We start from the raw sequence: 22,737 nt of genomic DNA, 5'->3' as shown, positions 1-22,737 counted from the left end.
CCTCAGACGGCGGTGACGGAGTCCCGCACCAGGAGTTCGGCGGCGAGCGTCTGGTGCGCGGGCTCCGCCGCGCCGCCGCGGATGATCCCGACGAGAGTCGTCGTGGCGGTGGCCCCGAGGCGCTGACGCGGCTGTTCCACGACGCTCACCGTCGGTTGCACCATCGTGGTCCAGTCCTGGTCGTCGAAGGCGATGAACGACAGGTCGTCCGGGATGACGAGCCCCGCCGACCGGATGCCGCGGAAAGCGCCCGAGCTCAGCACCGCGTCGGTGGCGTGCAGTGCTGTGGCCGGGATCCCGCTCGCGAAGAACTCTTCCACCGCGGTCTGGGCGTCTGCCGTGGTGTAGCCGGAGCGGATGATCAACGCGTCGTCGATCTCGATGTCCGCCTGCTGGAGCGCACGCAGGTAGCCCACGAGGCGCTGCGCCGACGGCCGCAGCAGCGAGAGGTCGAAGTCCTCCGCAGGGCGATCCGTGAAGCTCTCGAGCGTGGAGCGCACCTGTGACGCCTCGGTGACCAGTGCGATCCGGCGATGACCGTCGGCGACGAGAGCGCGCACGGCCTGCTCCGTCGCGTCGACGTGGTCCAGGGAGACCAGAGGAAGCTTCTCCAATCCGGGCATCCGGCGGTCGAGCAGCACGATCGGCATCCCCTCGCTCTCCAGGCGAATGATCGCCGACGGATCCGGCTGGAACACGGGAGCGATCACGATGCCGTCGACGCGCTGCTCCGCGAGGAGTTCCAGCGAGCGCGCCTCGATGTCGGCGTCATTGTCGGTATTGCTCACCAGCACCTCGAACCCCGCGGCTCGTGCGGTGTCGGCGAGGCCGCGCAGCACGGCGGAGAAGAAGGGGATCGCCACGTCGGGCACGACGATCCCGATGGTGTTCGTCGCCCCCGACTTCATCGCTCTGGCCAGCTGGTTCGGACGGTATCCCAGGCGGTCCGCCGCCTCGAGGACCTTCTTGCGAGTCTTGTCGCTCGCGGAGCCGTTCTGCGCCAGGACACGTGCGGCAGCGGACTTGGACACCCCCGCTGCTTCTGCGACGTCGATGATCGTCACTGCTCCATGCGCCATGCCTGGCCCCCTCGTCGGTCGATGGCATCGTAGCGGACAGGTCGTCCTCCGCCACCGCGGCAGATCACCGTGCGGTAAATCTTCCCCAATGATATTGACATCGTTCCCAACGTGCGTAAGAGTTGGGGGAATACCAAGCGGGAACGTTCCCAATATGGTGTTGAATGCGATTCTCCCACCGACAAAGACAGGAGGAGGAGGTTCACCGCAGAACCCGGTCAACGGGCGGGCCAGTACCCGAACGTCCACAGCTCGACCTCGGCGCTGCCGCCGAGCACGCACTTTCTCTTCCTTATGCCCCGAGGGGCCCTCAAGAGACGGACTGACAGCATGAACACTCTCAACACCCGATTCCCGCGGGGCGCCAGGGGCGCTCGTGGGGCGCGGATCATCGGCCTGGCGGGAGCCGCCGTGATGGCGGCGACGCTGAGCCTCGCAGGCTGCGCGAGCGGTGGGAACGGGGGCGGCGATGCGGCCGCCGCCGACCAGACCCTCAAGATCGGCTTGTCGGCGGAACCCCCCGGGTTCAAGACCGGAGTAGATCAGGGGTCGGCGAACCGACAGCTCACCACGCTGGTGCGCCGCGGCCTGCTGTCCTACGGGGCCGATGGCGACGTGGTTCCCGCGCTCGCCTCCGACTACGAGGTGAGCGAGGACGGACTCACCTACACGTTCACCCTGCGCGACGGGCTCGCTTTCTCCAGCGACGAGGAGCTGACGTCGGAAGACGTCAAGCGGACCTTCGAGTTCCTCGCGGTGCCGGAGAACGGTGCGGCGGATCAAACCTCGTTCGCCAACATCGCGGATATCCAGACTCCGGACGACACCACGGTCGTCCTCACGCTCTCGGAGCCGCAGACCGCGCTGCCGAAGGTGATTGCGAACCCGTTGAACGCGATCGTGCCCGAGGAAGCGGTCGATGCGGACGGCGTGCCGATCGGCGCCGGACCGTTCATGGTCACCGACTACAAGAAGGGCGTCTCGTACACGCTCGAGGCGGACCCGAACTACTACGAAGCCGACGCCGTCGAGCTCGACACGATCGTGATGACGTTCATGGCCGATGCGCAAACGCGCGTGAAGGCGCTCGTCGGCGGCCAGGTCGACTTCATCGACTACGTCCCGGCGGCCGACTACGCCACCCTCGAAAACGCGAACGGCATCACTCTCGACACGGCCCACGGCCTGTACGGCGCCCTCCAGTTCAATCTCACCGAGGGACCGCTCGCGGTCCCCGAAGTGCGACAGGCGATCGCCTACGCACTCGACCTGGAGTCGATCAACGAAGTCGGCACTCTCGGCTACGGCACCTCGAACGGCGGACTGCCGATCCCGGAGGACAGCGAATACTTCGACGAGGAGCAGGCGAACCACTTCGCTCAGGATGTCGACAAGGCGAAGGAGCTCCTCGCGGAGGGCGGTTACGCCGACGGCGGTTTCAGCCTGACGCTGCTCACGAACTCGCAGTACTTCGGGTACAGCGAGCGCGCGCAGGTCGTCAAGAGCGACCTGGAGGCGATCGGCATCACGGTCGAGATCGAGACCGGCGACTACGCCAACCAGATCGCGAAAGGCAATAGCGGTTCGTACGACCTCATGATCGGGGGTCCGCCCGCGGCGATCAACGACCCCTCCGCACTGACCGGAGCGTTCATCGGCGGGCCGACGTTCGTGCGCAGCTTCGGCATCGATCAGGAGCTGTACGCGAGCCTTCTGGATGAGGGCGCCAAGACCGTCGACGGCCCGGAGCGCGAGGAGATCTACCACGAGCTGGGCGAGATCTACCTCCAGGACGTGCCGTTCGTGACGTGGGGGCAGGGGGCTGCGGCGTACGCGTACTCGGACAAGCTGGAAGGGTTCGAGATGCTCAGCGGGCCGATCGTCTACTCGTCGATGTACAGCCTGGCCGGAGCACGGCTCACCGACTGAGCCGTACCGCGACGGCACCCTCTGAATCGAATGGGTTCTCAATGATTCGTTACATTCTGCTTCGACTCGGACTGGGTGTCGTCACCGTCTGGGGCGCCGTGACAGCGGTCTTTCTCGCGCTGCACGCCGTCCCCGGCGGCCCGGCATCGATCATCCTCCAGGGCGGCGCCGGCGGCGGGGAGGTCAATCCCGCAGCCGTCGCCGCCCTGGAGAAAGAACTCGGGTTGGATCAGCCCCTGCTCGTCCAGTACGTCACCTATCTCGGCGACCTGCTGCGTGGCGACCTCGGAGATTCGATCAAGTACTCCGCACCGGTGACCGAGATCATTGCGTCGCCCTTCGCGAACACCGTGGCGCTCGTCGTCCTGGCGCTGGTCATCGGCGGAGTGGTCGGCATCGTGTTCGGCGTCGTGTCGGGCAACCGGCCGGGGAGCGTGCTCGATCGCGTGCTGTCCGGACTCATCTCGGTGGCGGTCTCGACCCCCGGGTTCGTGATCGCGATCTTCCTGTCCCTCGTCATCGGTCTCAGCCTGGGGTGGTTCCCCTCCCTCGGGTACAGCCCTCCGGAGGAGGGGATCGGCGTCTTCCTCTCTTACGCCTTCCTGCCGAGCCTGGCGCTGTCGTTCGGGTTCCTTGCGATGGTCGGGAGGGTCATGCGCACGTCGATCCTCTCGGTGCGGCGCGAGGACTGGGTGCGCACGGCCAGGGGCATGGGGCTTCCGCGCACGCGGGTCTTCCGCCGTCACGTCTTCCGCAACGCCGTCAATCCGGTGGTGACCGTCGCCGGACTGCAGCTGGGCGGACTGCTCGGGGCCACCGTGCTCATTGAGCAGGTCTTCAACTGGCCCGGCATCGGCAGCACCCTGCTCAACGCCATCAACGGTCGCGACTATCCGCTCGTGCAGGGCATCGTCATCCTGTTCGCCGTGGTCTTCATCGTCACGAGCCTCGTCGTCGACCTCCTGTACCGATTCCTCGATCCCCGAGTGGAGGGCTGATCGATGCGCAACGCGCTTCGCACCGTCTGGAACAGGTCGAGCCCCGGGCTGTTCGTCACGACCTGCATCATGCTTGTCGTGCTGCTGTTCATCTTCATCTACCCGATCTTCAGCGTCGTCAACCCACTGACTCAGGACGTCGCGAACGCCTTTGCGCCGATCGGGACCCCCGGTCATCCGTTGGGTACGGACAACCTCGGACGTGACACGTTTGCGCGACTCGTCGTCGGGCTGCGGACGGAGATCATCGCCTGCGCGTCCGGCACGCTGCTGGCTGCATTGATCGGGACCCTCATCGGGATCCTCGCGGCCTACTTCCGCGGATTCGCTGATCTCCTGCTCATGCGGGTCGTCGATGTCGTGCTCGCGTTCCCGAACCTCGTCTTCGCAATGCTCATCGTCTCGCTCTACGGCGCCAGTGATCTGACCGTCGTGGCCGTCTGTGCGATCGCGTTCTTCCCCAGCTTCGCGCGTCTCACCTACGGTGAGGTGTTGTCGTTGCGCCAGGCGCTGTACGTGGAGTCGGCCGAACTCTTCGGCGGCACCCGCTGGCAGATCATCCGCGGGCCGCTGCTGCGCGGGGTGGGTCCGCTGGTCCTGGCGCAGGCGTTCCTCACTCTCGCGTTCGCCGTCGGACTCGAGTCCGGTCTCAGCTTCCTGGGGCTCGGCATCACGCCGCCGCGGCCTTCGCTGGGACTGATGATCGCCACCGGTCAGCAGTACTTCATGCAGAGCCCGTGGCAGCTGCTCATCCCGAGCATCGTGCTGGTGGCCCTGCTGGTCTCCCTCGGCTACGTCGCCGACTGGGTGCGGGATCTGCTGGACCCGCGAGGTGTCACCCGACGTCGCCGTCCGGACAGGACGATCGCCACTCAGCGCCGTACCAGCCTGCCGTCCGGACAAGGGGTCAACGCATGAACGCACACGGTGAGAACCTGCTGGCGGTAACCGGTCTCGAGATCGAGGTCGCCGGCAAAGCGATCGTGCACGGCGCCTCGTTCGCCGTTGCGCGGGGCGAGGTCGTCGCCATCGTCGGGGAGTCCGGCGCCGGCAAGTCGATGACGGCGATGGCGATCCCGGACCTGCTTCCGCCGGGGGCGACCCGCAGCGGCTCCATCCGCTTCGAGGGCAAGGAGCTACTCGACGCGTCGGAGTCGCAGATGCAGCGCTATCGCGGTGCGGAGATCGCCTGTGTGTACCAGGAGCCGATGACGGCGCTGAATCCTCTGCACACGGTCGGCGATTTCCTCGCTGAGGCCATCGGCGCTCACGAGAATGCCAGCACCGGCCGGCGTCGTGAGCCGCAAGAACTGCTCGAACTGGTCGGTCTCGGGGGGTATGACGACCTGCTTCGCCGCTATCCGCACCAGTTGTCGGGCGGGCAGCGTCAGCGGATCATGGCCGCGGGGGCCGTGGCGTGGGAGCCGAAGCTGCTCATCGCCGACGAGCCCACGACCGCGCTCGACGTCACCACGCAGAAGAACCTGCTCGCGATGTTCCGCGAGCTGGTGCGACGCGAGAACATGGCGATGATCTTCGTGACGCATGACATGGGCGTGGTCGCCGACATCGCGGACTCCGTCGTGGTGATGCGCGACGGGCTCGTCGTGGAGACGGGTGACGTCTACTCGATCTTCGCGAGTCCCGCACACGAGTACACCCGTTCCCTGCTCGGCGCGGCTCGCGCGCTGCACGGCGCCCAGACGGGCACCTCGACCCCAACGGAGTCTCGCGCTCCGGAGCAGGATGTCTCCGTCACGGTGGTAGCGGAACCGGAGCGGCATTTCGAGGAACCCGCCGCTGCGCCCTCCGTGGCCCTGGAGGTGCGCGATCTCGTGGTCGAGTACCGGCGCTCCGGTCTGCGGCGTCCGCGGACCGAGGAGAACCGGCGGGCGGCGGTCCGCGATGGGGCGCTGACCGTCGCACGCGGGGAGACGCTCGGCATCGTGGGGGAGTCCGGCTCAGGCAAGTCCACGATCGCACGGGCGATCCTCGGGCTCGCGCCCGTCACAGCCGGTTCGGTGTCGCTTGCGGGGGTCGAACTCGTGGGGCTGCGCGGACGTCGGCGGCGCCGTGCGCTCTCGCGTCTTGGGGTGGTCTTCCAGGACCCGACCTCCTCGCTCGATCCAAGCCTTCCCCTCTGGCGTGTGGTCACCGAGCCGCTATGGCGCAGCGGCGCCGTGCGCGGCACGGCCGAACTCCGGCGTCGAGCGCGTGAGCTGCTGATCGATGTCGACCTCGACCCGACGTGGCTCGATCGCCGACGTCATGAACTGTCGGGAGGGCAGCGGCAGCGCGTCGCCATCGCCAGGGCCGTTTCGCACCGCCCGGACGTGCTCATCGCCGACGAGCCCACCTCTGCACTGGACGTGACGGTGCAGGTGACCGTGCTCGAACTGTTGGCGCGCCTGCAGCGGGAGCACGATTTCGCCTGCATCTTCATCAGCCACGACCTCTATGTCGTGTCGACCATCTCGGACCGCGTGCTGGTCATGAAGGACGGGCAGATCGTGGAGAGCGGTCCGACCGCCGACGTCATCCATGATCCGCACAACGAGTACACCCGCACACTCCTCGGAGCGATCCCCGTGCCGGACCCGGTGGTGCAGCGGGCGGGCCGAGACGCGGAGGACTCCGTGCACGCCGCAGGGGCAGGACTCTGATGCGCCCCGAGTACGCCACGCCCGGACACTATGGCCTCAAGGAGCCGGCCGTCGGGACGAGGGGGATGGTGGTCAGCTCCGAGCCCATCGCGGTCGAAGCGGGTGCCGCCGTCCTTCGTGACGGAGGCAACGCGCTCGACGCCGCGCTCGCCGTCGCCGCGACACAGCTGGTCACCGAGCCGCACATGACTTCGCTCACCGGAGGCATCTCCCTGGTGTACCGAGAGGCGGCGACCGGCGAAGCGGTGTACCTCTCCGGAAACGTCAACGCGCCTCTGGCGGAGCTGCCGGACTTCGGCGGCGCCGACCTGACTCGGGGCCGCGGCGTGCCCGTGCCGGGGTGGTGGCCTGCGTTCACGGCTGCCCACACGCGTTTCGGGTCGCTGCCGGTCGGCCGACTGCTCGCACCGGCGATCGATGCCGCGCGGGAGGGGTTCGCCGTCTCGCCGTACCTGTTCGGGGAGATGTACAACGCCCGTCAAAACCTCGGCCGCAACCCGCAGTCCAGGGAGATGTACTTCCGCGACGGTTCGCTCATTGGACCAGGCCAGTCTCTCGTCCAGGAGCGGGTCGGGCGCACGCTGGAGCGGTTGCGTGATGAGGGCATGGGCTATTACCTCGGCGACTTCGCGCGGGCCTTCTGTGCGGCGAGCGACTCGGACGGCGGGGTCATCACGCCCGCGGACTTCGAGGCCTACGAGCCGGAGTGGGCCGACCCGGTGCGAGGGACGTATCGCGGCTTCGAGATCGTCGGCTCCGCCCCACCGGACGATGGGGGCTTGCAGTTGATCGAGGCCTTGAACATCCTGGAGAACCTCGACCTGGCAGCCCTCGGGCCGGCCAGCGCCTCGCCCGCGACGCTGTCCGCGCTCATCGCGGCTCACAACGCGGTGTACTACGCCGCTCCGCGCGAACGCCGCTTCCGCGACGACGAACGCATCATGGACGTGCTGTTGTCGAAGGAGTATGGACGTCAGCGGTTCGCGCTGCTCGACACACTCGCCGGACCCGGCAGTTCGACGCCTCCATCGCCGGGAACCATCCACCTTTCGGTCGTCGACGCCGACCACAATGTGGCCACGCTGACCCATTCGCACATGGCCTCACCCTGGGTGAACGGGCTGTTCGCCGAGGGATTCCAGCTCGCCGGGGGAGGATCCTTCTTCCAGCGGGTCATGCCGCAACCGGGGGAGCGCGCGACGATCTACCTCGCCCCGAGCATGGTTCTGCGCGACGGTGTGCCCCGGATCGTCTCCGGTTCGCCTTCGGTCTCCCTCGTGGCCTGCGTGCTGCAGAACCTGGTGAACCTCATCGACTTCGGGATGCCGATCGAGCAGAGCGTCGCCGAGCCGCGTTTCGGCGCGCGTCCGCATGAACCCGCCCGCGGATGGGTGCCGGGGACGACGCTCGAGTCCGGTTTCCCCGACGCGGTTCTCGATGAGGTGCGGCGTTGGGCGGGACGCAACCGGCTCTGGACGCGGGAGATTGGGCCGTGGAACTCCATGACCGGGAACTTCGACGGCATCACCATCGATCCGGTCACCGGGGAGATGCGTTCGTGCGGCGATCCCCGCCGCATGGGCGTTGCGGCCGCCGTCTGACACCGCCGTCGAGGCAAGGCGGCCACCTTCGAACGGTGTTAGCCCACGTCGAGCATCGGGCCTGTGCCCTCTCTGCGCTCCCGGCCTTCCCGGAAATCCGCCGCCTCGTACAGCTCAGAGGGTCCTCGTCGGCAGTATGCAGGTGAGCGGCAGCGGACCTCAGAGTCGCACGAGACTCGGTAGCTCGTTCGAACGCGAATCGACAGCGGTGAACTTCGGGGTGCTTGAGGCGAGTTTCCTTGAACTGACTGGAAAGCGGGATCTTCGTCATGTCGGGAGTGGGGTTGCGGTGACACCCCAAGCGGTCACAGTGGGGGCCTCACGCGTTCGGCATCGGTCGACTGCTCTGAGCGCTAGTCAGAGACGTTCGTTGACGTCGATGACTGGCACGGCCTCGCGGTGATCCGATTCCCCAATGGGCAGAGCGTGTGCATTTTGGAGTAGTCGGCTTACCCCTGCTTCGAAGAGGGTGTCCTCATCGAGGGTGAACAGATGCGCGGCGGAGGCCTGCAGCGTCGGTCTGAATTCGGTGGCTGCCCTATACACGGATCGACGGTCCTGAGCGGTAGAAGTGCTGCAAGGTGTGAGCCACGGGCACACCGGACGGCCGGTCGGAGAGCGTCCCTCATGTTCCCCGTGCCCTAGAGCGGTGCGAACATGAGGGACGAGAGCTGTCACCGACCGATGTCGGAGATGGCTTCCTCCTTCGGCTGCGTTGTGTTCAGCGACTGCGCCGGTGTGGCATCCGTGCGCCGGCGCAGCGTGAGAACGAACGCAACGACGGCGACCAGAAAGAGGAGATGTACAACCGGGCTCGAGCCACCGAGGAGCACCCATCCGTCCCAGCCTGTGGGAATTCCCGGCTCTCGCGTGTTGTCGCCGATCCAGGCGGAACGCAACACAAACGCCCAGACGGTGAGGGCGAGCAAACCTGCACTCACTCCCGCGGTCAATCCGAGGCGAGCTGACCGCGGCAACGCCGCGTTGCCGAAGGTGACGGTGTACAGAACGAGCAGGCCGAGTACCGCGATCGCCACATACTGCAGAAGCGGCAGTGATGGGTTCGCCACCGCGACAACGGTGTTGTTGAGGTCGTAGACAGCACCAGATAGCGCTCCCGATACCTGAACGCTCAAGAGCCCCACGGCAACGGTGAAGACCAGTGCTTCGATGAGACCGACGACAAACCAGATCGCGGCTTTCATGGTGATTCCTTTCGTCAGGAGTATGCCTTGCAGGTCATATCCACATTTCCGCCGACGCCGTAGTAGCTCCAATAGCACTTGCTCTTCGCGTTCGGTGCCGCGATGTGCCCGAGGTTCACCTTCACGGGGTTATTGCCGTCGGCGTAACCCATTTCACGGTACCCCGGTGCCGGGTAGAACGTGATCAGGGTCGTCGTTCCCAGTCCGATGCTCGCCCAGGCTTGGCCGCCACTGACGGAGGAGTAGCTCGGCGATATGCGTGCCTGGTTCTCAGGGGTCGAGATGGCGTTCGCGTAGGTATATGTGGCGGCTTGGGCTGCAGGTACTGCGAGACCAAGGGAGGCGATGGCAAGGGCGCCAACGATTCCAAGGCGCGTGACGAGTTTCTTCGTCGTGGGTGTCCGGTTCATGTCGTCGTCGCTCACGGGATGGGGGAGAACACGAACGTGGTGCCGTCCGCGCGTTCGATTTCGGCCCGAGTGAAGTCGACGCTTCCGGGGCGCGTTGCGACGAACTGGCTGCTTACCGATTCGGAAAGACGGGCCTCGCCGCCGTGGGGCACCAGGTCGACGTTCACATCCGAGGGGATCAGGTAGGCCTCTGTCGCGCGATCCGGGGTGTCTCGCGACTCCCCGGTGACGATCCCAAGGCCTGACTGATAGAAGTCCGCGATGGAGACGCACGCAGAGCTCGCAACCTCGTTCCCGCCGCGGACATGCGCGACGAGGCACACGTTCTCGTTGCCGGAGCGAGCCACCCAGTAGTCAGCGACCTCGTCGGACCCGAGGGAGCGAAGCGCCGAAGCGTCGACTTCCAGAGCTTCGAGATCGATGATGCTGGGCGCGGCGTCTGCTGGCGTCTGCGCCGCTGCAAGAGCGGGGATGACGTCCTCGACAGGCTTCGCCGAGGATGCTGCTGCCGGCATCGCAGTCGCGGCGAGCAGCAACCCGGCAGCTCCCGCCACGACTGTTCCCTGGATCACTCGGAGTCGGGTGTTCTTCGTTGACATGGGCTCTGTTTCCTTTCGATCGCGGGAGTTCACGAGTACGCCTTGCAGGTGATCTTGAGCTTTCCGACGTTGCCGCCGGACCACGGCCAATCCCAGTGGCACTTGGACTGAACGTTGGTTGCCGCGGCATGTGACAGGTTGGCCGTTGTACCGCCGGAGGAGAATCCGATGGTCTGATACCCCGGAGCGGGCCGGTACGTCTCGATGAACGCCTCTGGAAGTGCACCCTCAGCGGAGAAGGGCTCGGTCTGTGCCTGACCGCCCGTGATCGATGATCGGGTGCCCGAGTAGTGATAGGCGTTCTCGGCTGTCGAGGCCGCGTTCGCGTAGGTGTACGAAGCGGCGGACGCGGAAGGTGCCACGACAAGCACTGCCGCGAGTACGAGTGGACTTGCATACCCGAAAAGCCGCAGCGCCTTTCGTCGATTTCGCTGGGATGCTCCCGATACGCTGCTTCCGTTCCTCGCTGTTGTCATCTCGTGCACCATCTTTGGTCCTCTCAATCACTTGGTTGTCGGGGCGTGAAGATCACTCAGGGCCGCCACGCGGTGATCCTCACCGCGTGCTCGCATCCGACCTCGCGCCGACCCTCAGGGGGATCGGCTTCGTCATGGTCGGCACCAGCTCACGCCTGGATACGTCACTGGGTCCGCGACGGCGTCGGGCGTCGAGCGCGCAAACCAGGGCGACAAGGAAGGTGATCAACGCCAGCCCCCATGCGACGACCGCGAGCTGTACCGGTAGGAACATCGAGGCGAGGAGAAAGGCGACGCCCAGAAGGGGAAGCGTTACGGTCAAACGCTGCGTGACGGTGTGTGTCATGATCGCTTCTTTTCCGGTGGTGGGGCGGTGTGCGCAAGGACTCCCCCGGTAGCAGGGCCGTCTTCATCGTGGGGGTCCGTTCGGCGCCGATTCAAGGAACGAAGGCGTTTCGTATACCTAGGGCTACTGATCGCGCGCGAGCCTGCGTAAGCGCAGGAAGGTCAGAGGGCGATGATTCCGAGTTCGGTCGCCCGAAGCACGATCTGCAGTCTGTTCTCGACTTCCCACAGCTGGTTGATGTGGCGGATGTCCGCCTTCACGGTGCTCTCTGCATAATGCAGTTCTTCGGCAATCTCCGCGTTGGAGTGCCCCTTCGCAATCATCTCGATGATCTGCCGTTCGCGGTCACTGAGCGCAGGCGCATCGTAGCTCCGGTCGGTGCCGGCTTCGATTGCGGCGCGGACGAACCTCTCCTGCACTTCCGGTGAGACCACGCGGTCGCCAGCGTGGGCGCCGACGATGGCATCGATGATCTGCACAGGAGTGGAGTTTTTGACGAGGTACCCGCAGGCTCCAGAGCGCAGAACTTCGAGTGCCTGCCACTCCGTGGTGAACGTTGTCAGTGCTAGGACGCGGCAGCGAGGGTTCCACTCCAGAATGCGGCGGGTCGCTTCTACTCCACCGACGTCGCGCATCTTGATGTCCATCAGGACGACGTCGGGTTTCGTGGCCTCGCATGTCTCGATGACCTCGGAACCGTCGGTCGCTTCCCCGACAAGAGCGACGCGATCATCGTCGGAGAGGAATGCGCGCAGTGCGTGCCGAACCAGGGCTTCGTCGTCGACGACGAGAACTCGTACGGCCTTACTCACGTCTTCACGGTATCGCGGCTCTTGATGCGCAACTTTAGCCCTAGGGTCATGGTTCCTTGCCCCAGGGAGCATCGCTCGTAGGGTGGACGGAGCTACCGTGGCGCCTGTCGACGCCGAGCTGAGGGTCGACAATGAGGCGATCGGATCAACGAAGGAGACCAGCGTGGGACTCATCAGCGGGTATGTCGTGAACGCTCTGGGGCGTGTGATCACTGAGCAGAACGCCGATCTCGGCGACTGGCTCTGTAAGGTGATGGGCATCTGTGCCTGACGGCCCGGCGCCGTCCGGTCGCCCCCGGGAATCACTCTTCACAGGGCGCGGATCCGTCGGGAGGATGCTGCGGTCGCCGAGGTTCTGGGAGCCCCGGACACTCCATCCAGTAGCGCGTCTGCTTCTGATCGTCATCATCGGCGTGCTTCTGGCCGTCGCCATCGGGTTTGTCCTCGAGGGCGGTGAGTTCACCCGGTACGACCTTCTCGCCATCGTCTTCTACCTAGGGCTCGCGGCGTTCGCGTGGCATCCGATGACGGCGGCGTTCATCGTCATGCTGATCAGCAGCGTCGGCGTCATCTTCACTGGGAGCGGTGGCGATCTCCTCGAGCTGTCGATCTCGCTCGGACTGGTTGCCGTGACCTGCGCACCGTGGGTGATTATCATTCACGTCGTCGTGCTGGGAGTGCTTACCGCATATGTTGCAGTCGAAACCACCACGCTCGCAGCTGGCGGCGTTTACGGCATCGCCGGCATCGCAACGATCGCCTTCCTTGTTGGCGTCGCCTTCCGACTTGTCGCCGCGAGAGAAACGATCCTTGTCGCTGAGCGTGCTCGTGTCGAGCGAGATCTGGAAGCCCTTGCCCGAGAGGACCAGGAGCGCATCGCCGACGAGCTCCACGACGGGATCGCGCACGACCTGACCCTCATCCTGTTCCATGCCCGCGCCCTTCCCCGACAGCCCGATAATGCTGCACGACAGGTGTCACTCACCACCATCGAGGATTCGGCCGAGCAGGCGCTGCAGAGCATCCAGTCGTTGCTCGCGCTGATGCGCGACACGAAAACAGAAGCGCCGCCGATACAAGAGGAGCGGTATGAAGGAAGCATCTTCGTTGCAATCGCGGCTCTCGGCGAGCTTCTGCGTGATGCGGGGATACCGGTTAGGCTCGGTGCGCCGAGCACTGCACTCGACGTCCAACCGGTCGTAGAGCGTGTCCTCATCGAGACGGCGATCGAGGCCGTCATGAACATCATCAAGCACGCCCCAAAGACGAGATCCGCGACGATTCAGATCGATAGTCAGCCCGACCATGTCGAGCTGGTTGTCACGAACGCCGGCGCCTCGTCGCACCGTTCGAATCTGCCCTCGGGCGGGCGCGGGTTGAGGCGCGCGCGACAGCGCCTCAACCAGATCCACGGGCACCTGCAGACAGGGCCGACAGACGGCGGATGGGAACTGCGAGCGATTATCGGGACCGAATCCGACGTCAACGCCTGAACCGCGGGCGGCATCGGCATTGATGTGCGACTTACCGTGCCCGGGTTCGTGGCGCGAACTTATACATCCACAAGGTATAAGTGGGCGCTCCATTCTTGACTGCTGAAAACGCTCGGAAGGCCGACCCGACTGACGCGCTCGGGAAAGCGGCTAGATGACGTCCCGTGTGCAGGCTTCGCGGATGCTCTCACTACGCAGAACTTCCCACGAGATGGCGGCGTACCCCACGATGCCTCGCCCAGTGCACGCGAGCTCATCGACGCGCTGCGTAAGGAGATGGTTGTCGTCGATCTCCGAGACGTCTATGAGGACCACGTCAACGTATCGGCCGTGAGCTCGCTCGAGCTCGCTGTGAAGGCGTCGGGCGTTGCTTTGCGCTGTGAAGTGCAGGAACCGTCGATGCGCGCTCGCGGCCCGGTAGGGGATGACCAGGTGTTTGAGGTCCCCGCATGCTCGACTGGCCTCTAGCGCGCGGGTCGCCGCTGAACGCAGCTGGCACTTCGCTTCTCGCCGACGTTCGATGCCGGCGATGTCAATCGCCCAGACGAGGCAGTGTGCACCAGCGGTCGGTGGCGTCGAGGGGAAGTTATTCACTGTGTCCCCTAGGTATGTGATCGTGGTGTTCATGGGTCTTCTCGGTCGCTACAAACGATGCCGACCAGGCTTCCCGGCTCTCCCGCCCGTCCCCGGGCACCCAGCGAGTCTAGGCGTCGCAGGGTGCACGCGGAGCTTCGTTGGCATTGTTCGTCGTCATCCAAGGATGGGACGGTCAGTGGGATAGGTGAAGTGCTCGGTGCGCTGCCTGACGGCGAGGGCGGCGGCGAGGCCGATAGGACCTACCCGCCCCGCGAGCATGAGGGCCGAGAGGACAATTTTGCCAAACGGGTCGAGGTCGGCGGAAAGCCCTACTGAGAGGCCACAGGTCGCGAACGCAGAGATGACTTCGAACAGGATGTGGTCTAGCGGCGCGTTGTTTGTGAGGGTCAGGAGGACACTGCCGCCGAGTACGAGCGAGGCGCCGAGAAAAGTGACCGATATCGCCACCCGCAAAACGCTGTCGGGAAGTCGACGTTCGAAGATCGAGATGTCCTTGGTGCCGCGGGCTTCGGCGACAATGGCGAGGAAGAGTACGGCGAGTGTCGTCACCTTGATGCCGCCGGCTGTGGAGATGGAGCCGCCGCCGACGAACATGAGCGCATCGGTAAGGAGCAGGGTCGTCGAGGTCGACTGTTCCGTGTCGACGATGGCGAAGCCGCCGGAGCGCATCATCGTCGACGCGAAGAGTGCATGAAGGATCCGATCAATCGGACTCAGCGTGCCGACGGTCGCGGTGTTATTCCATTCACTCGCCCCCCAAGCTGCTGAGCCGACCAAGAAAAGGACGAGGGTGGTCGTCACAGTCAGCTTCGTATGGAGTGTCCAGCTCCCGCGTCCCCATAGGTGCGCGATAACTGCGAGGTAGACAGGGAACCCCAGGCTGCCCGCGATGACGCCCATCACAAGGAAAGCCATGATCCAGAGGTTGTGGCTGTAAACGGCGAGGCCGCCAGGGTCGAGGACGAACCCGGCGTTATTGAATGCAGAGATGCTGTAGAACAGCGCGTGCCAGGGGCCCCGAATCCACCCGTCCTCGATGACGAAAGCGGGCAGCAGCAACACGCAAAGCGCTCCTTCAATAATGAAGGTCGTCGATACGACGATCTTGAGCAGTCTCTTCACGTCGCCTAGCGGCGTCGCCCCCATTACCTGTTGAGCGAAGACCCGCCCGCCCAAGCCCAGGCGGCGCGTGACGGCTTGAGTGAGCAGCAGCGCCACCGTGACAATCCCGAGTCCGCCCGTCTGAATCGCCAGCAAGATCACAATGTGCCCGAACAACGACCATGACGTTCCGGTGTCCACCGAGGTCAGGCCCGTGACAGTGACGGCTGACGACGCCGTAAAGGTGGCGTCCTCCCATGACGCCGCGACACCGTCGGCAGCGGCCACAGGAAGCCGCAGTAGGACCGTGAAGGCCATCGCCGCAAGAACGAATACGGCAATCGATGCTCGAGCCGGAGATCGGCGTGGGATGTCAACGACCCAGGCGCCCACCGCCCCGAGTCGGGAGCGGGTGGACGCGGACTGCTGTTGCATCGTCACGTAACTCCTCGGGTCGCGGAAGAGACGCCCAGCAGGCTTCCCTGTACGCCGAGCACTCACAGTAGTCGGCCTCAGGCCTGAGGAGAAGTGCCCTTGCTCGAAAGTTGAACAAGTGTTTAGTATGCTGACTGTGCGTTCAGCATTCGAAGATCTCACGACTAGAGCACGCATCCGCGACGCGGCGATAGCGCGGTTCAGTGCGCACGGTTTCGCTGGTACAAGCCTCCGGCGAATCGCTCAAGATGCAGAGGTCAGTCCTGCGCTGATAGTGCATCACTTCGGCAACAAGGAAGGTTTGCGGGAGGTATGCGACGCTCACGTTGTGAGCATGTTCCTTTCGGAACGGGACGACATGACCGGTGCCAACGCGTCAGAGCTGATGCGGGAAGCTCTGGACTCGCCAGAGGATCGCAACATCGCACTGGACTATCTCGCGGGCATGCTCCTCGACGACTCCGAGGCTTCCGACCGACTCTTCGACGCGTTCCTCGCTGGCACCAGGGAGATGCTGGACGATGAAATCGCTTCCGGAGTCATGCGCGGGCAATCCGATGTGGAAGCGACGGCCGTCTACTTGACTCTCTACGGGCTCGGCCCCGTCATACTTCGGCGTCACCTCGCACGCGCGTTCGGCGAAAGTAGCCTCACGACGTCAGTGATGGAGCGCTCAACCATCCCCGTCTTGGAACTCTTCACGCATGGGCTATATGCCGATGACCGCCTCCTCGTCGCCGCAAGAGACGCGCTGTCCCGTCGCAGCGGCCCTTCTTCAGGCAAGGGGGAGAACGACCCCAATCAAGACCCGGATCCGCCGCGCTGACGCGAACACCAGGACCGATTTCTCGTTCTCTACCGAAAGGAGCAGGGACGTGTCCCCTGCCGTCGAACTGGCAAGTCTCCGCAAACAGTACGGCCGCCGCACGGCCGTCGACTCCCTCGACCTTCGCGTCGAGCCCGGCACGGTCTTCGGGCTCATCGGCCCCAATGGCGCCGGAAAGACAACCACTCTGCGCATGATTCTCGATATCATCCGCCCCACGGCGGGCTCGATATGCGTCCTGGGCGAGGACCCTCGCCACGGTGGTGCCGCCCTGCGGCGACGCATCGGATTCATCCCTGGCGAGCTCCGGCTTGACGGGCGTGTGACCGGACGCCGTCTGCTCGACTTCTACAGCCACGTGTCCGGTCCCGTGCGACCCGCCACGATCAACGACCTCGCAGACCGGCTTAACCTCGACCTGGCGCGACCGGTGCACGCCCTCTCGAAAGGCAACAAGCAGAAGCTCGGTATCGTCCAAGCTTTCATGCACGAACCACCGTTACTCGTCCTTGACGAGCCAACCAGCGGCCTTGACCCGCTTATCCAACGAGAGTTCCTTCACCTCGTGACGGATGCGAGAGAACGCGGACAGACCGTGCTCCTGAGCTCACACGTGCTAAGCGAGATCCAGCAGACTGCAGATGAGGTCGCCGTCCTCAGCGGCGGAAAGGTTGTCGCGGAGGGCAACGTGGCCTCGCTCAGGCTCGGCGCCATCCGTCGGGTGCGGGTCGGCCTTGTCGAGACGAACGCGACCGTAATCCGCGAACAGTTCGGGGCGCTTCCCCACGTCTCAGAGTTGGACGTGCGCGTGGCGAATGAGATCGTGCGAGTAAGTGCCACCGTCGAAGGCAACGTCGATCCCGTCGTGAAGACCCTCGCTCAGCACAGGGTCGTCGACCTAGCTATCGAGGAACCCGACCTTGAGGAATCCGTGTTGAGGCTCTACGGCGAATCGTCGCATCCGGGGCCTGGTGAGCGCCATGCGTGATGCGCTCCCTATTTTCCGCCGCGCACTGCGCGAAAGCTGGCGCGGAACGCTCGGCTGGACCACCGGCGTGGCTGTGGTGCTCTTGATGTATCTGCCGCTGTTCCCGAGTATCGGCGGTAACGGGCAGATGCAGCAGATTATCGACAGCCTCCCGCCCGAGCTCGTGGGGGCACTCGGTTACGACCAGATCGGCACGGGGGCCGGATATGCGCAGGGCACTTTTTACGGCCTCATCGGCTTCCTCCTGCTGACCATCGCCGCCATAGCCTGGGGTGCCGGTGCTATCGCCGGTGCGGAGGAGGCCGGTCGTCTCGAGCTAGACCTCGCGCATGGGGTGAGTCGAGAGAGCTATGCACTGGAGTCTGCGGCGGCGATTCTAGTGCGGCTGGCTTGGTTGGGACTGTTCGCGGGCGCCACGGTCGCTATGCTCAACGCGCCTGCCCAACTTGATATCGAGCCGGTCCACATCGCGGATACCACCGTTGTCTTTGTCGGTGTCACCATGGTCGCAGGGAGTGCAGCGCTCTTCGTCGGAGCCGTCTTCGGCCGTCGCTCCTGGGCGGTCGCTGCGGGGTCGGGAGTCGCCGTCATCGGCTACGCCTTCAATGCGGTCGCGAATCAGGTCGTGGATGCAGAGTGGCTGCGAATCCTCTCGCCATACTCTTGGGCTTTCCACGAGTCGCCGCTGCAGGACGGATTCGAACCGAGTGGAGCCATCGCTCTGTGGTCGCTCAGCCTTGTACTCATTGTTGGAAGCGCCTGGGCACTACGCCATCGCGACATCGTCGGGTGATCCTGCGGAGCATGAGGAGTGTCTTGACGGGCGACATATCGATGACTGACGCGGCCCCGGCGTTCGCGACGCGCGCTTGACAGGCACCGACCATCTGCCCCCTGGGCATGGCAGCTGTCGAGAGCGTCCGGTCACCCGATTTAGGTACAGTCGCTGTATGGGGAACAAGAGCGAGGTCTGGCTGGTGTTGGGACCCAAGTACATCGGTGGAAGCCTTGTTCCGTTGTCGCAATTGCCAGCAGACGCGTTTCGCCTCAAACTGCGAACGGACGGGCGCGGTGTTGTCTCTGATAACGGCGCCTATGAAGTGTGGGCGGTTCACGATACGACCGGTGCGAGCTGACACGAACGGGCGTCGGCGGCCAACTGTCTTTTTCCGCAGTCCTGGATGAGTCACGCCTCGTCACGACGGGCTGACACTTCAGGGTGGAAACGGGCGGCGTTCGGCTTTGTCGTGTGTTCCTGGGCCGTCGCGCCGGCGACTCTGGCCTATCGTAAGAGCCGGCGACCGCAACCCGCCGGGAACCCCAGCTTGACTCGAAACGCCCTCAGCGTAAGGAGATCTTGATGAGCGACCGAGAACGAGACGCCAAAGCCGGAACCTCCGCTCCGGCGAAATCTTCACCGAAGAAGATCCTGAAAGAAGTTACCCACCCGGCGCTGATCCCCGGGATCGGCGTCGAAGACACCCCGCGTGTCTTCAGCACCAACTGGGCCGTCTTCGGTGTCGCGGGAGTACTCGTCCTCGCTGTCGTGATCTGGGGATTCGTCGCACCAGAGAGCATCAGCGCGGCAGGCGCCACCTCGCTCGGGTGGGTGACCGACAACTTCGGGTGGCTATTCTCCTTGCTGGCCGTCGTGACAATTGCGTTCATGTTCGTGGTCGGGTACGGACGCACCGGCGGCGTTCGCTTGGGAGCAGACGACGAAGCGCCGGAGTTCTCCACCGTCTCCTGGATCGCGATGCTCTTCTCCGCGGGCATGGGTATCGGTCTGTTGTTCTGGGGGCCCGCCGAACCGCTGACCTACTTCACTGACTCTCCACCTGGATTCACTTCTGAGCCGGGGAGTCGTAACGCCATGCTCGATGCGCTCGCGCAGTCCATCCTCCATTGGGGGCCGATGGCATGGGCGTTCTACGCGCTGGTCGGCGGCGCAATCGCATACGCCGCGTATCGCAGGGGCCGTGCGCCACTGATCTCGGCGATTTTCCGTCCAATCTTCGGGGAGCGTACAGACGACTGGATCGGAACTGTTATCGATGTGTTCGCGATCATTGTCACTCTCTTCGGTACCGGGGTGACGCTCGGGATGGGTGCTCTGCAGATCGCTAGCGGCGTCGAGGTGGTCGCAGGGATAGGCCCACTCGGTAACACGGGGCTCATCGTCATCATCACGGTCCTGACAGCTGCGTTCGTGGTCTCTGCTGTCTCCGGCATCAAGCGGGGAATTCGGGCGTTGTCGAACATCAACATGGTGATCGCGGCTGTGATCGGCGTGTTCATCTTCATCGCCGGCCCGACCTTGTTCCTGCTGAACATGATCCCCGCAAGTGTTTCCGCATTCTTCGGAGAACTGTGGATCATGCTCACTCGAAACCCCGCGCAGAGCGAGGACGCCGCCGCGTTCATGGCCAGCTGGACCAACTACTACTGGGCATGGTGGATCTCCTGGACGCCCTTCGTAGGCATGTTCATCGCAAAGATCTCGCGCGGGCGCACGCTTCGCGAGTTCGTCACCGTGGTCATCGTCGTACCGTCCATTGTCTGCGTTCTCTGGTTCGGGATCATGGGCGGAACCACGATGTTCTTCGAGTCCGAAGGGCGCGGGATCGCAGCAGCGGGTTCGCCAGAGGCGATCCTGTTCGCCGTGCTCGGAGAGCTGCCCTTTGGGGTGGTGCTGTCGGTGCTCGCAATGGTGTCGATCATCTTGTTCTTCGTGACCTCCGCCGACTCCGCCGCGATTGTGATGGGATCCATGAGCCAGCGCGGCAAGCCGGAACCATCTACCTGGGTCACCATCACCTGGGGTGTTCTGCTTGGAGCCGCGGCGCTTGCTCTTCTCCTGGCGGGAGGGCAGACCGCCTTGTCCGGTTTGCAGTCGATCATGGTGGTTTCTGCGCTGCCGTTCGCGTTCATCGTGATCGGCATCATGGTCGCGTGGGCGAAAGAACTGCGCACAGACCCGTACATGCTGCGCCATCGGTACGCGCGTGCCGCGATTGCGCAGGGAGTTCGCCGCGGCATCGCGGAGCATGGCGACGATTTCGTCTTCGGTGCGACGGAGGTTGCCTCAGATGAAGGAGCTGGGGCGGGGATCGACACGGATGACCCGGCGCTCACCGAGTGGTACCAAACAGCCACCGGTCAGATCCCGGTCGTCTCGCCCCAAGACGTCACTCGCACTCTCGAGCCGGGAAGAATCCAGCCTATGGGGCCGGGAAACCCCGCACACACCGCGTCGGGTGATGCGTCACTCACTGTGGGCGAGAACCGTCGAGAATCTCGACGGCGCCATGGCTCAGGCCTCGGCGAAACAACTGGCGACCGCTAACACCGCTCCCGATTTAGCGATCTCGGACCCGGCTCTGCCCACGGTCCGCGTATCGCAGTGCTCTGAACCCGGGGAGCAGTAGTGTGCCTACACTGGCTCGATGGCGAAGTGCGGAGCGAAAGACACCTGGGCCCTCATCGGGCTTGCTGCCTTGGCGCTGCTGCTGTTCACGCTCCTGAGTGCAGTGGTCACCGCTTAGAACGCGGGCCATCGCCTCAGTCGTTAGCGCAGCTGCGCTCGGCGGCCCTGTCGAAGATTGGGACCTCACGAGCTGCGGCTTCGGCTTCGGTAGTCGCCGGCCCGTTTTCCTCAATGTCCTGTATCAGCCAATCCATCTCGAGGATCTCCCGACGTTGAGCCTCGCTGATCGCCACAGCAAGCTCACAGACCCGCACATCTTCGATGTTGGCCCGTTCAGAGCGAGTTATTGCCAGCGAGTGATGCGGGATCATTCCCCGCATGAAACCCGTGTCGTCGACCGTGGCTTGAGATCGATCAAGTGTCACACCGCCCGCGATGAGAAGCACGCTCACGCCTATGACGGCGACGTTCGCCTTCCAGTTCTTGTACATGTGCAGCATCCACAGGAGCATGACGATCCCCATCGTGCCGCCCATCGTGATCGCCATGAACACTCGGCTTTCGCTGAACCGGATGTGACTCCATTCCCAGGAGCCGGCGAACATCACGCCATACATCACGACCATCGCCGTGGTCAGCATCGCCGCAAAGCGGAGGTACGGTTTCCACGCCATGGATCGCTCTTCTTTGGGCTCTTGCTCTTGGTCACGCTGAGCTCTATTCGCAGCCACTGAGTGGTCCCTTCTCATCGAAGCGGGGAGGTCGCGTCTCTCATCGAAGCGGGGAGATCGCGTCGTCGCGCCTTGTAGGTCGAGTCTGCGAGTATGCCCGGAGGGATATTGCACTCCTAGGGCGTGGCGGCCCATGCCGGCTAGGCGTATCCTCTCGGCCCGGACCGGAAGGGATGGTCGATACCTCAGCCTCAGCGGCGCGGCAAGGCCCTGGGAGGTGAGCGAGGGTCGCCGTACGTTGACCCGATGTGGTTCGACAGCTGGTCCGATGTCCTTCGCGTTCTGCTCGTAGGAGTGACCGCGTACCTCACCCTCGTCATCAGCGTACGGCTCGCGGGTAAGCGCTCACTAGCTCAGCTCAGCGCATTCGACTTCGTTGTAACGGTGGCGCTCGGCTCCACGCTCGCCACGATCCTGCTGAGCTCGGACGTCTCGTTCATCGAGGGCGCTGTTGCCATCGCCGTCCTGCTCCTTCTGCAGGTTCTCGTCTCGCTCCTCACTGCTGCATTCCCTCGAATCCATCGGCTGGCAACCGCGGAACCATCGCTGCTGGTGTGGCGCGGCCGCGTAGACGAGCCCGCGCTGCGTCGGCACAGAGTGGCTCGCGCGGACATTGACCAAGCCATCCGACAGTCCGGGTGCGGTGGTATGGATGAAGTTGGCGCCGTCTTTCTGGAAGCCAACGGGCGTTTCAGCGTGATCCCCAAGGACAAGATGGGTGACGGGAGCGCCCTTCCGCCACGCTCCTCGATGCACTGACGATCTATTACTCGTCTAGGCCACCCTTGAAGTTCTGACTTCGGCTGTTCGTTCTCTGTGGAATTGTCGGAGCCTAACACTGCGCCAGGCTACGCTCGCGAGCTTGAGCCGAGCACGGGCTGGGCCAGGAGTGAGTACCTCTCGCCCTATACCCTGCGGCAAACCCGCGGGAACGGTGCCGGCCATCCCCGCTGCGGGAAGCGGCCCCGTCCGGGCAAGCCGAAGCCAAGGCTGCGATGGCCGTCTTTCCCAGTCGGGAGTA

At 64.5% G+C, this 22,737-nt stretch carries 23 protein-coding genes and 1 pseudogene; 14 read left to right on the top strand and 10 right to left on the bottom strand.

Annotation, left to right across the window (positions count from 1 at the left end; genetic code table 11):
- Positions 1-2: 2 nt before the first annotated feature.
- Positions 3-1,079, bottom strand: coding sequence for a LacI family DNA-binding transcriptional regulator (locus ACFU8V_RS01900; protein ID WP_378868567.1), 1,077 nt, complete (start codon positions 1,077-1,079; stop codon positions 3-5).
- Between the two features lie 330 nt (positions 1,080-1,409).
- On the opposite strand from ACFU8V_RS01900, the gene ACFU8V_RS01895 reads away from it, so the two are divergent.
- Genes ACFU8V_RS01895 through ACFU8V_RS01875 form a run of 5 tightly spaced genes read left to right on the top strand, consistent with a single transcriptional unit; the run spans position 1,410 to position 8,270 of the window.
- Positions 1,410-3,008, top strand: a complete 1,599-nt coding sequence (locus tag ACFU8V_RS01895) for an ABC transporter substrate-binding protein (RefSeq protein WP_378868564.1) — start codon at positions 1,410-1,412, stop codon at positions 3,006-3,008.
- A gap of 41 nt (positions 3,009-3,049) precedes the next feature.
- Complete coding sequence (locus tag ACFU8V_RS01890; RefSeq protein WP_378868561.1) at positions 3,050-4,006, top strand: ABC transporter permease; 957 nt, start codon at positions 3,050-3,052, stop codon at positions 4,004-4,006.
- 3 nt (positions 4,007-4,009) lie between these two features.
- Complete coding sequence (locus ACFU8V_RS01885; RefSeq protein WP_378868558.1) at positions 4,010-4,924, top strand: ABC transporter permease; 915 nt, start codon at positions 4,010-4,012, stop codon at positions 4,922-4,924.
- Entirely contained in the window at positions 4,921-6,669 is a 1,749-nt protein-coding gene (locus tag ACFU8V_RS01880; RefSeq protein ID WP_378868555.1) for an ATP-binding cassette domain-containing protein, read from the top strand. Before ACFU8V_RS01885 ends, ACFU8V_RS01880 begins: the two co-directional genes overlap by 4 nt.
- Entirely contained in the window at positions 6,669-8,270 is a 1,602-nt protein-coding gene (locus tag ACFU8V_RS01875) for a gamma-glutamyltransferase (protein ID WP_378868553.1), read from the top strand. Before ACFU8V_RS01880 ends, ACFU8V_RS01875 begins: the two co-directional genes overlap by 1 nt.
- Positions 8,271-8,944: 674 nt before the next feature.
- Here ACFU8V_RS01875 and ACFU8V_RS01870 read toward each other — a convergent pair.
- From ACFU8V_RS01870 to ACFU8V_RS01845, 6 genes are all read right to left on the bottom strand, one after another.
- Positions 8,945-9,475, bottom strand: coding sequence for a hypothetical protein (locus tag ACFU8V_RS01870; RefSeq protein WP_378868550.1), 531 nt, complete (start codon positions 9,473-9,475; stop codon positions 8,945-8,947).
- 14 nt (positions 9,476-9,489) lie between these two features.
- Positions 9,490-9,900 (bottom strand): hypothetical protein, encoded by a 411-nt coding sequence (locus tag ACFU8V_RS01865; protein WP_378868547.1) that lies wholly within the window; start codon positions 9,898-9,900, stop codon positions 9,490-9,492.
- On the bottom strand, positions 9,897-10,484 hold the full coding sequence (locus ACFU8V_RS01860) for a hypothetical protein (protein ID WP_378868544.1): 588 nt from the start codon (positions 10,482-10,484) through the stop codon (positions 9,897-9,899). The genes ACFU8V_RS01865 and ACFU8V_RS01860 overlap by 4 nt, the downstream gene beginning before the upstream one ends.
- Positions 10,485-10,513: 29 nt before the next feature.
- Entirely contained in the window at positions 10,514-10,846 is a 333-nt protein-coding gene (locus tag ACFU8V_RS01855; protein ID WP_378868542.1) for a hypothetical protein, read from the bottom strand.
- 193 nt (positions 10,847-11,039) lie between these two features.
- Positions 11,040-11,306 (bottom strand): hypothetical protein, encoded by a 267-nt coding sequence (locus ACFU8V_RS01850; RefSeq protein ID WP_378868539.1) that lies wholly within the window; start codon positions 11,304-11,306, stop codon positions 11,040-11,042.
- A gap of 161 nt (positions 11,307-11,467) precedes the next feature.
- Positions 11,468-12,118 carry a response regulator gene (locus ACFU8V_RS01845; RefSeq protein WP_378868536.1) on the bottom strand — a complete coding sequence of 217 codons (651 nt, stop codon included), beginning with the start codon at positions 12,116-12,118 and terminating at the stop codon, positions 11,468-11,470.
- Between the two features lie 97 nt (positions 12,119-12,215).
- On the opposite strand from ACFU8V_RS01845, the gene ACFU8V_RS01840 reads away from it, so the two are divergent.
- Together ACFU8V_RS01840 and ACFU8V_RS01835 are read left to right on the top strand one after the other, a co-directional pair.
- Entirely contained in the window at positions 12,216-12,389 is a 174-nt protein-coding gene (locus ACFU8V_RS01840; protein ID WP_378868533.1) for a hypothetical protein, read from the top strand.
- A 142-nt stretch (positions 12,390-12,531) separates the two neighbouring features.
- Positions 12,532-13,611 (top strand): sensor histidine kinase, encoded by a 1,080-nt coding sequence (locus ACFU8V_RS01835; RefSeq protein WP_378868530.1) that lies wholly within the window; start codon positions 12,532-12,534, stop codon positions 13,609-13,611.
- Positions 13,612-13,761: 150 nt separating this feature from the next.
- Here ACFU8V_RS01835 and ACFU8V_RS01830 read toward each other — a convergent pair whose 3' ends face one another.
- The gene (locus tag ACFU8V_RS01830; RefSeq protein WP_378868527.1) at positions 13,762-14,238 is read right to left on the bottom strand and encodes a hypothetical protein; all 477 of its coding nucleotides are present in this window, start codon (positions 14,236-14,238) and stop codon (positions 13,762-13,764) included.
- A 123-nt stretch (positions 14,239-14,361) separates the two neighbouring features.
- Entirely contained in the window at positions 14,362-15,627 is a 1,266-nt protein-coding gene (locus tag ACFU8V_RS01825) for a TrkH family potassium uptake protein (protein WP_378868524.1), read from the bottom strand.
- 244 nt (positions 15,628-15,871) lie between these two features.
- Here ACFU8V_RS01825 and ACFU8V_RS01820 point away from each other — a divergent pair.
- From ACFU8V_RS01820 to ACFU8V_RS01795, 6 genes and pseudogenes are all read left to right on the top strand, one after another.
- Positions 15,872-15,994 (top strand): annotated as a pseudogene (locus tag ACFU8V_RS01820) (TetR/AcrR family transcriptional regulator); the annotation flags it as partial.
- Positions 15,995-16,078: 84 nt separating this feature from the next.
- Positions 16,079-16,570 carry a hypothetical protein gene (locus tag ACFU8V_RS01815; RefSeq protein WP_378871768.1) on the top strand — a complete coding sequence of 164 codons (492 nt, stop codon included), beginning with the start codon at positions 16,079-16,081 and terminating at the stop codon, positions 16,568-16,570.
- Between the two features lie 49 nt (positions 16,571-16,619).
- Positions 16,620-17,558, top strand: coding sequence for an ABC transporter ATP-binding protein (locus ACFU8V_RS01810; RefSeq protein WP_378868521.1), 939 nt, complete (start codon positions 16,620-16,622; stop codon positions 17,556-17,558).
- Positions 17,551-18,351, top strand: a complete 801-nt coding sequence (locus ACFU8V_RS01805; protein WP_378871765.1) for an ABC transporter permease subunit — start codon at positions 17,551-17,553, stop codon at positions 18,349-18,351. The genes ACFU8V_RS01810 and ACFU8V_RS01805 overlap by 8 nt, the downstream gene beginning before the upstream one ends.
- A 157-nt stretch (positions 18,352-18,508) precedes the next feature.
- Positions 18,509-18,694, top strand: a complete 186-nt coding sequence (locus ACFU8V_RS01800) for a hypothetical protein (protein ID WP_378868518.1) — start codon at positions 18,509-18,511, stop codon at positions 18,692-18,694.
- A 224-nt stretch (positions 18,695-18,918) separates the two neighbouring features.
- The gene (locus ACFU8V_RS01795; RefSeq protein WP_378868515.1) at positions 18,919-20,904 is read left to right on the top strand and encodes a BCCT family transporter; all 1,986 of its coding nucleotides are present in this window, start codon (positions 18,919-18,921) and stop codon (positions 20,902-20,904) included.
- 215 nt (positions 20,905-21,119) lie between these two features.
- On the opposite strand, the gene ACFU8V_RS01790 is transcribed toward ACFU8V_RS01795, so the two are convergent.
- Positions 21,120-21,659 carry a DUF305 domain-containing protein gene (locus ACFU8V_RS01790; protein ID WP_378868512.1) on the bottom strand — a complete coding sequence of 180 codons (540 nt, stop codon included), beginning with the start codon at positions 21,657-21,659 and terminating at the stop codon, positions 21,120-21,122.
- A 351-nt stretch (positions 21,660-22,010) separates the two neighbouring features.
- Between ACFU8V_RS01790 and ACFU8V_RS01785 the strand changes: the two genes are divergently transcribed.
- Positions 22,011-22,475: a DUF421 domain-containing protein gene (locus tag ACFU8V_RS01785; protein WP_378868509.1), complete on the top strand. Its 465-nt coding sequence runs from the start codon at positions 22,011-22,013 to the stop codon at positions 22,473-22,475.
- Positions 22,476-22,737 lie beyond the last annotated feature (262 nt).

Source organism: Microbacterium sp. NPDC057658 (assembly GCF_042799975.1).
Classification (GTDB): domain Bacteria; phylum Actinomycetota; class Actinomycetes; order Actinomycetales; family Microbacteriaceae; genus Microbacterium.
This window is presented reverse-complemented; position numbering and strand designations above follow the sequence as displayed.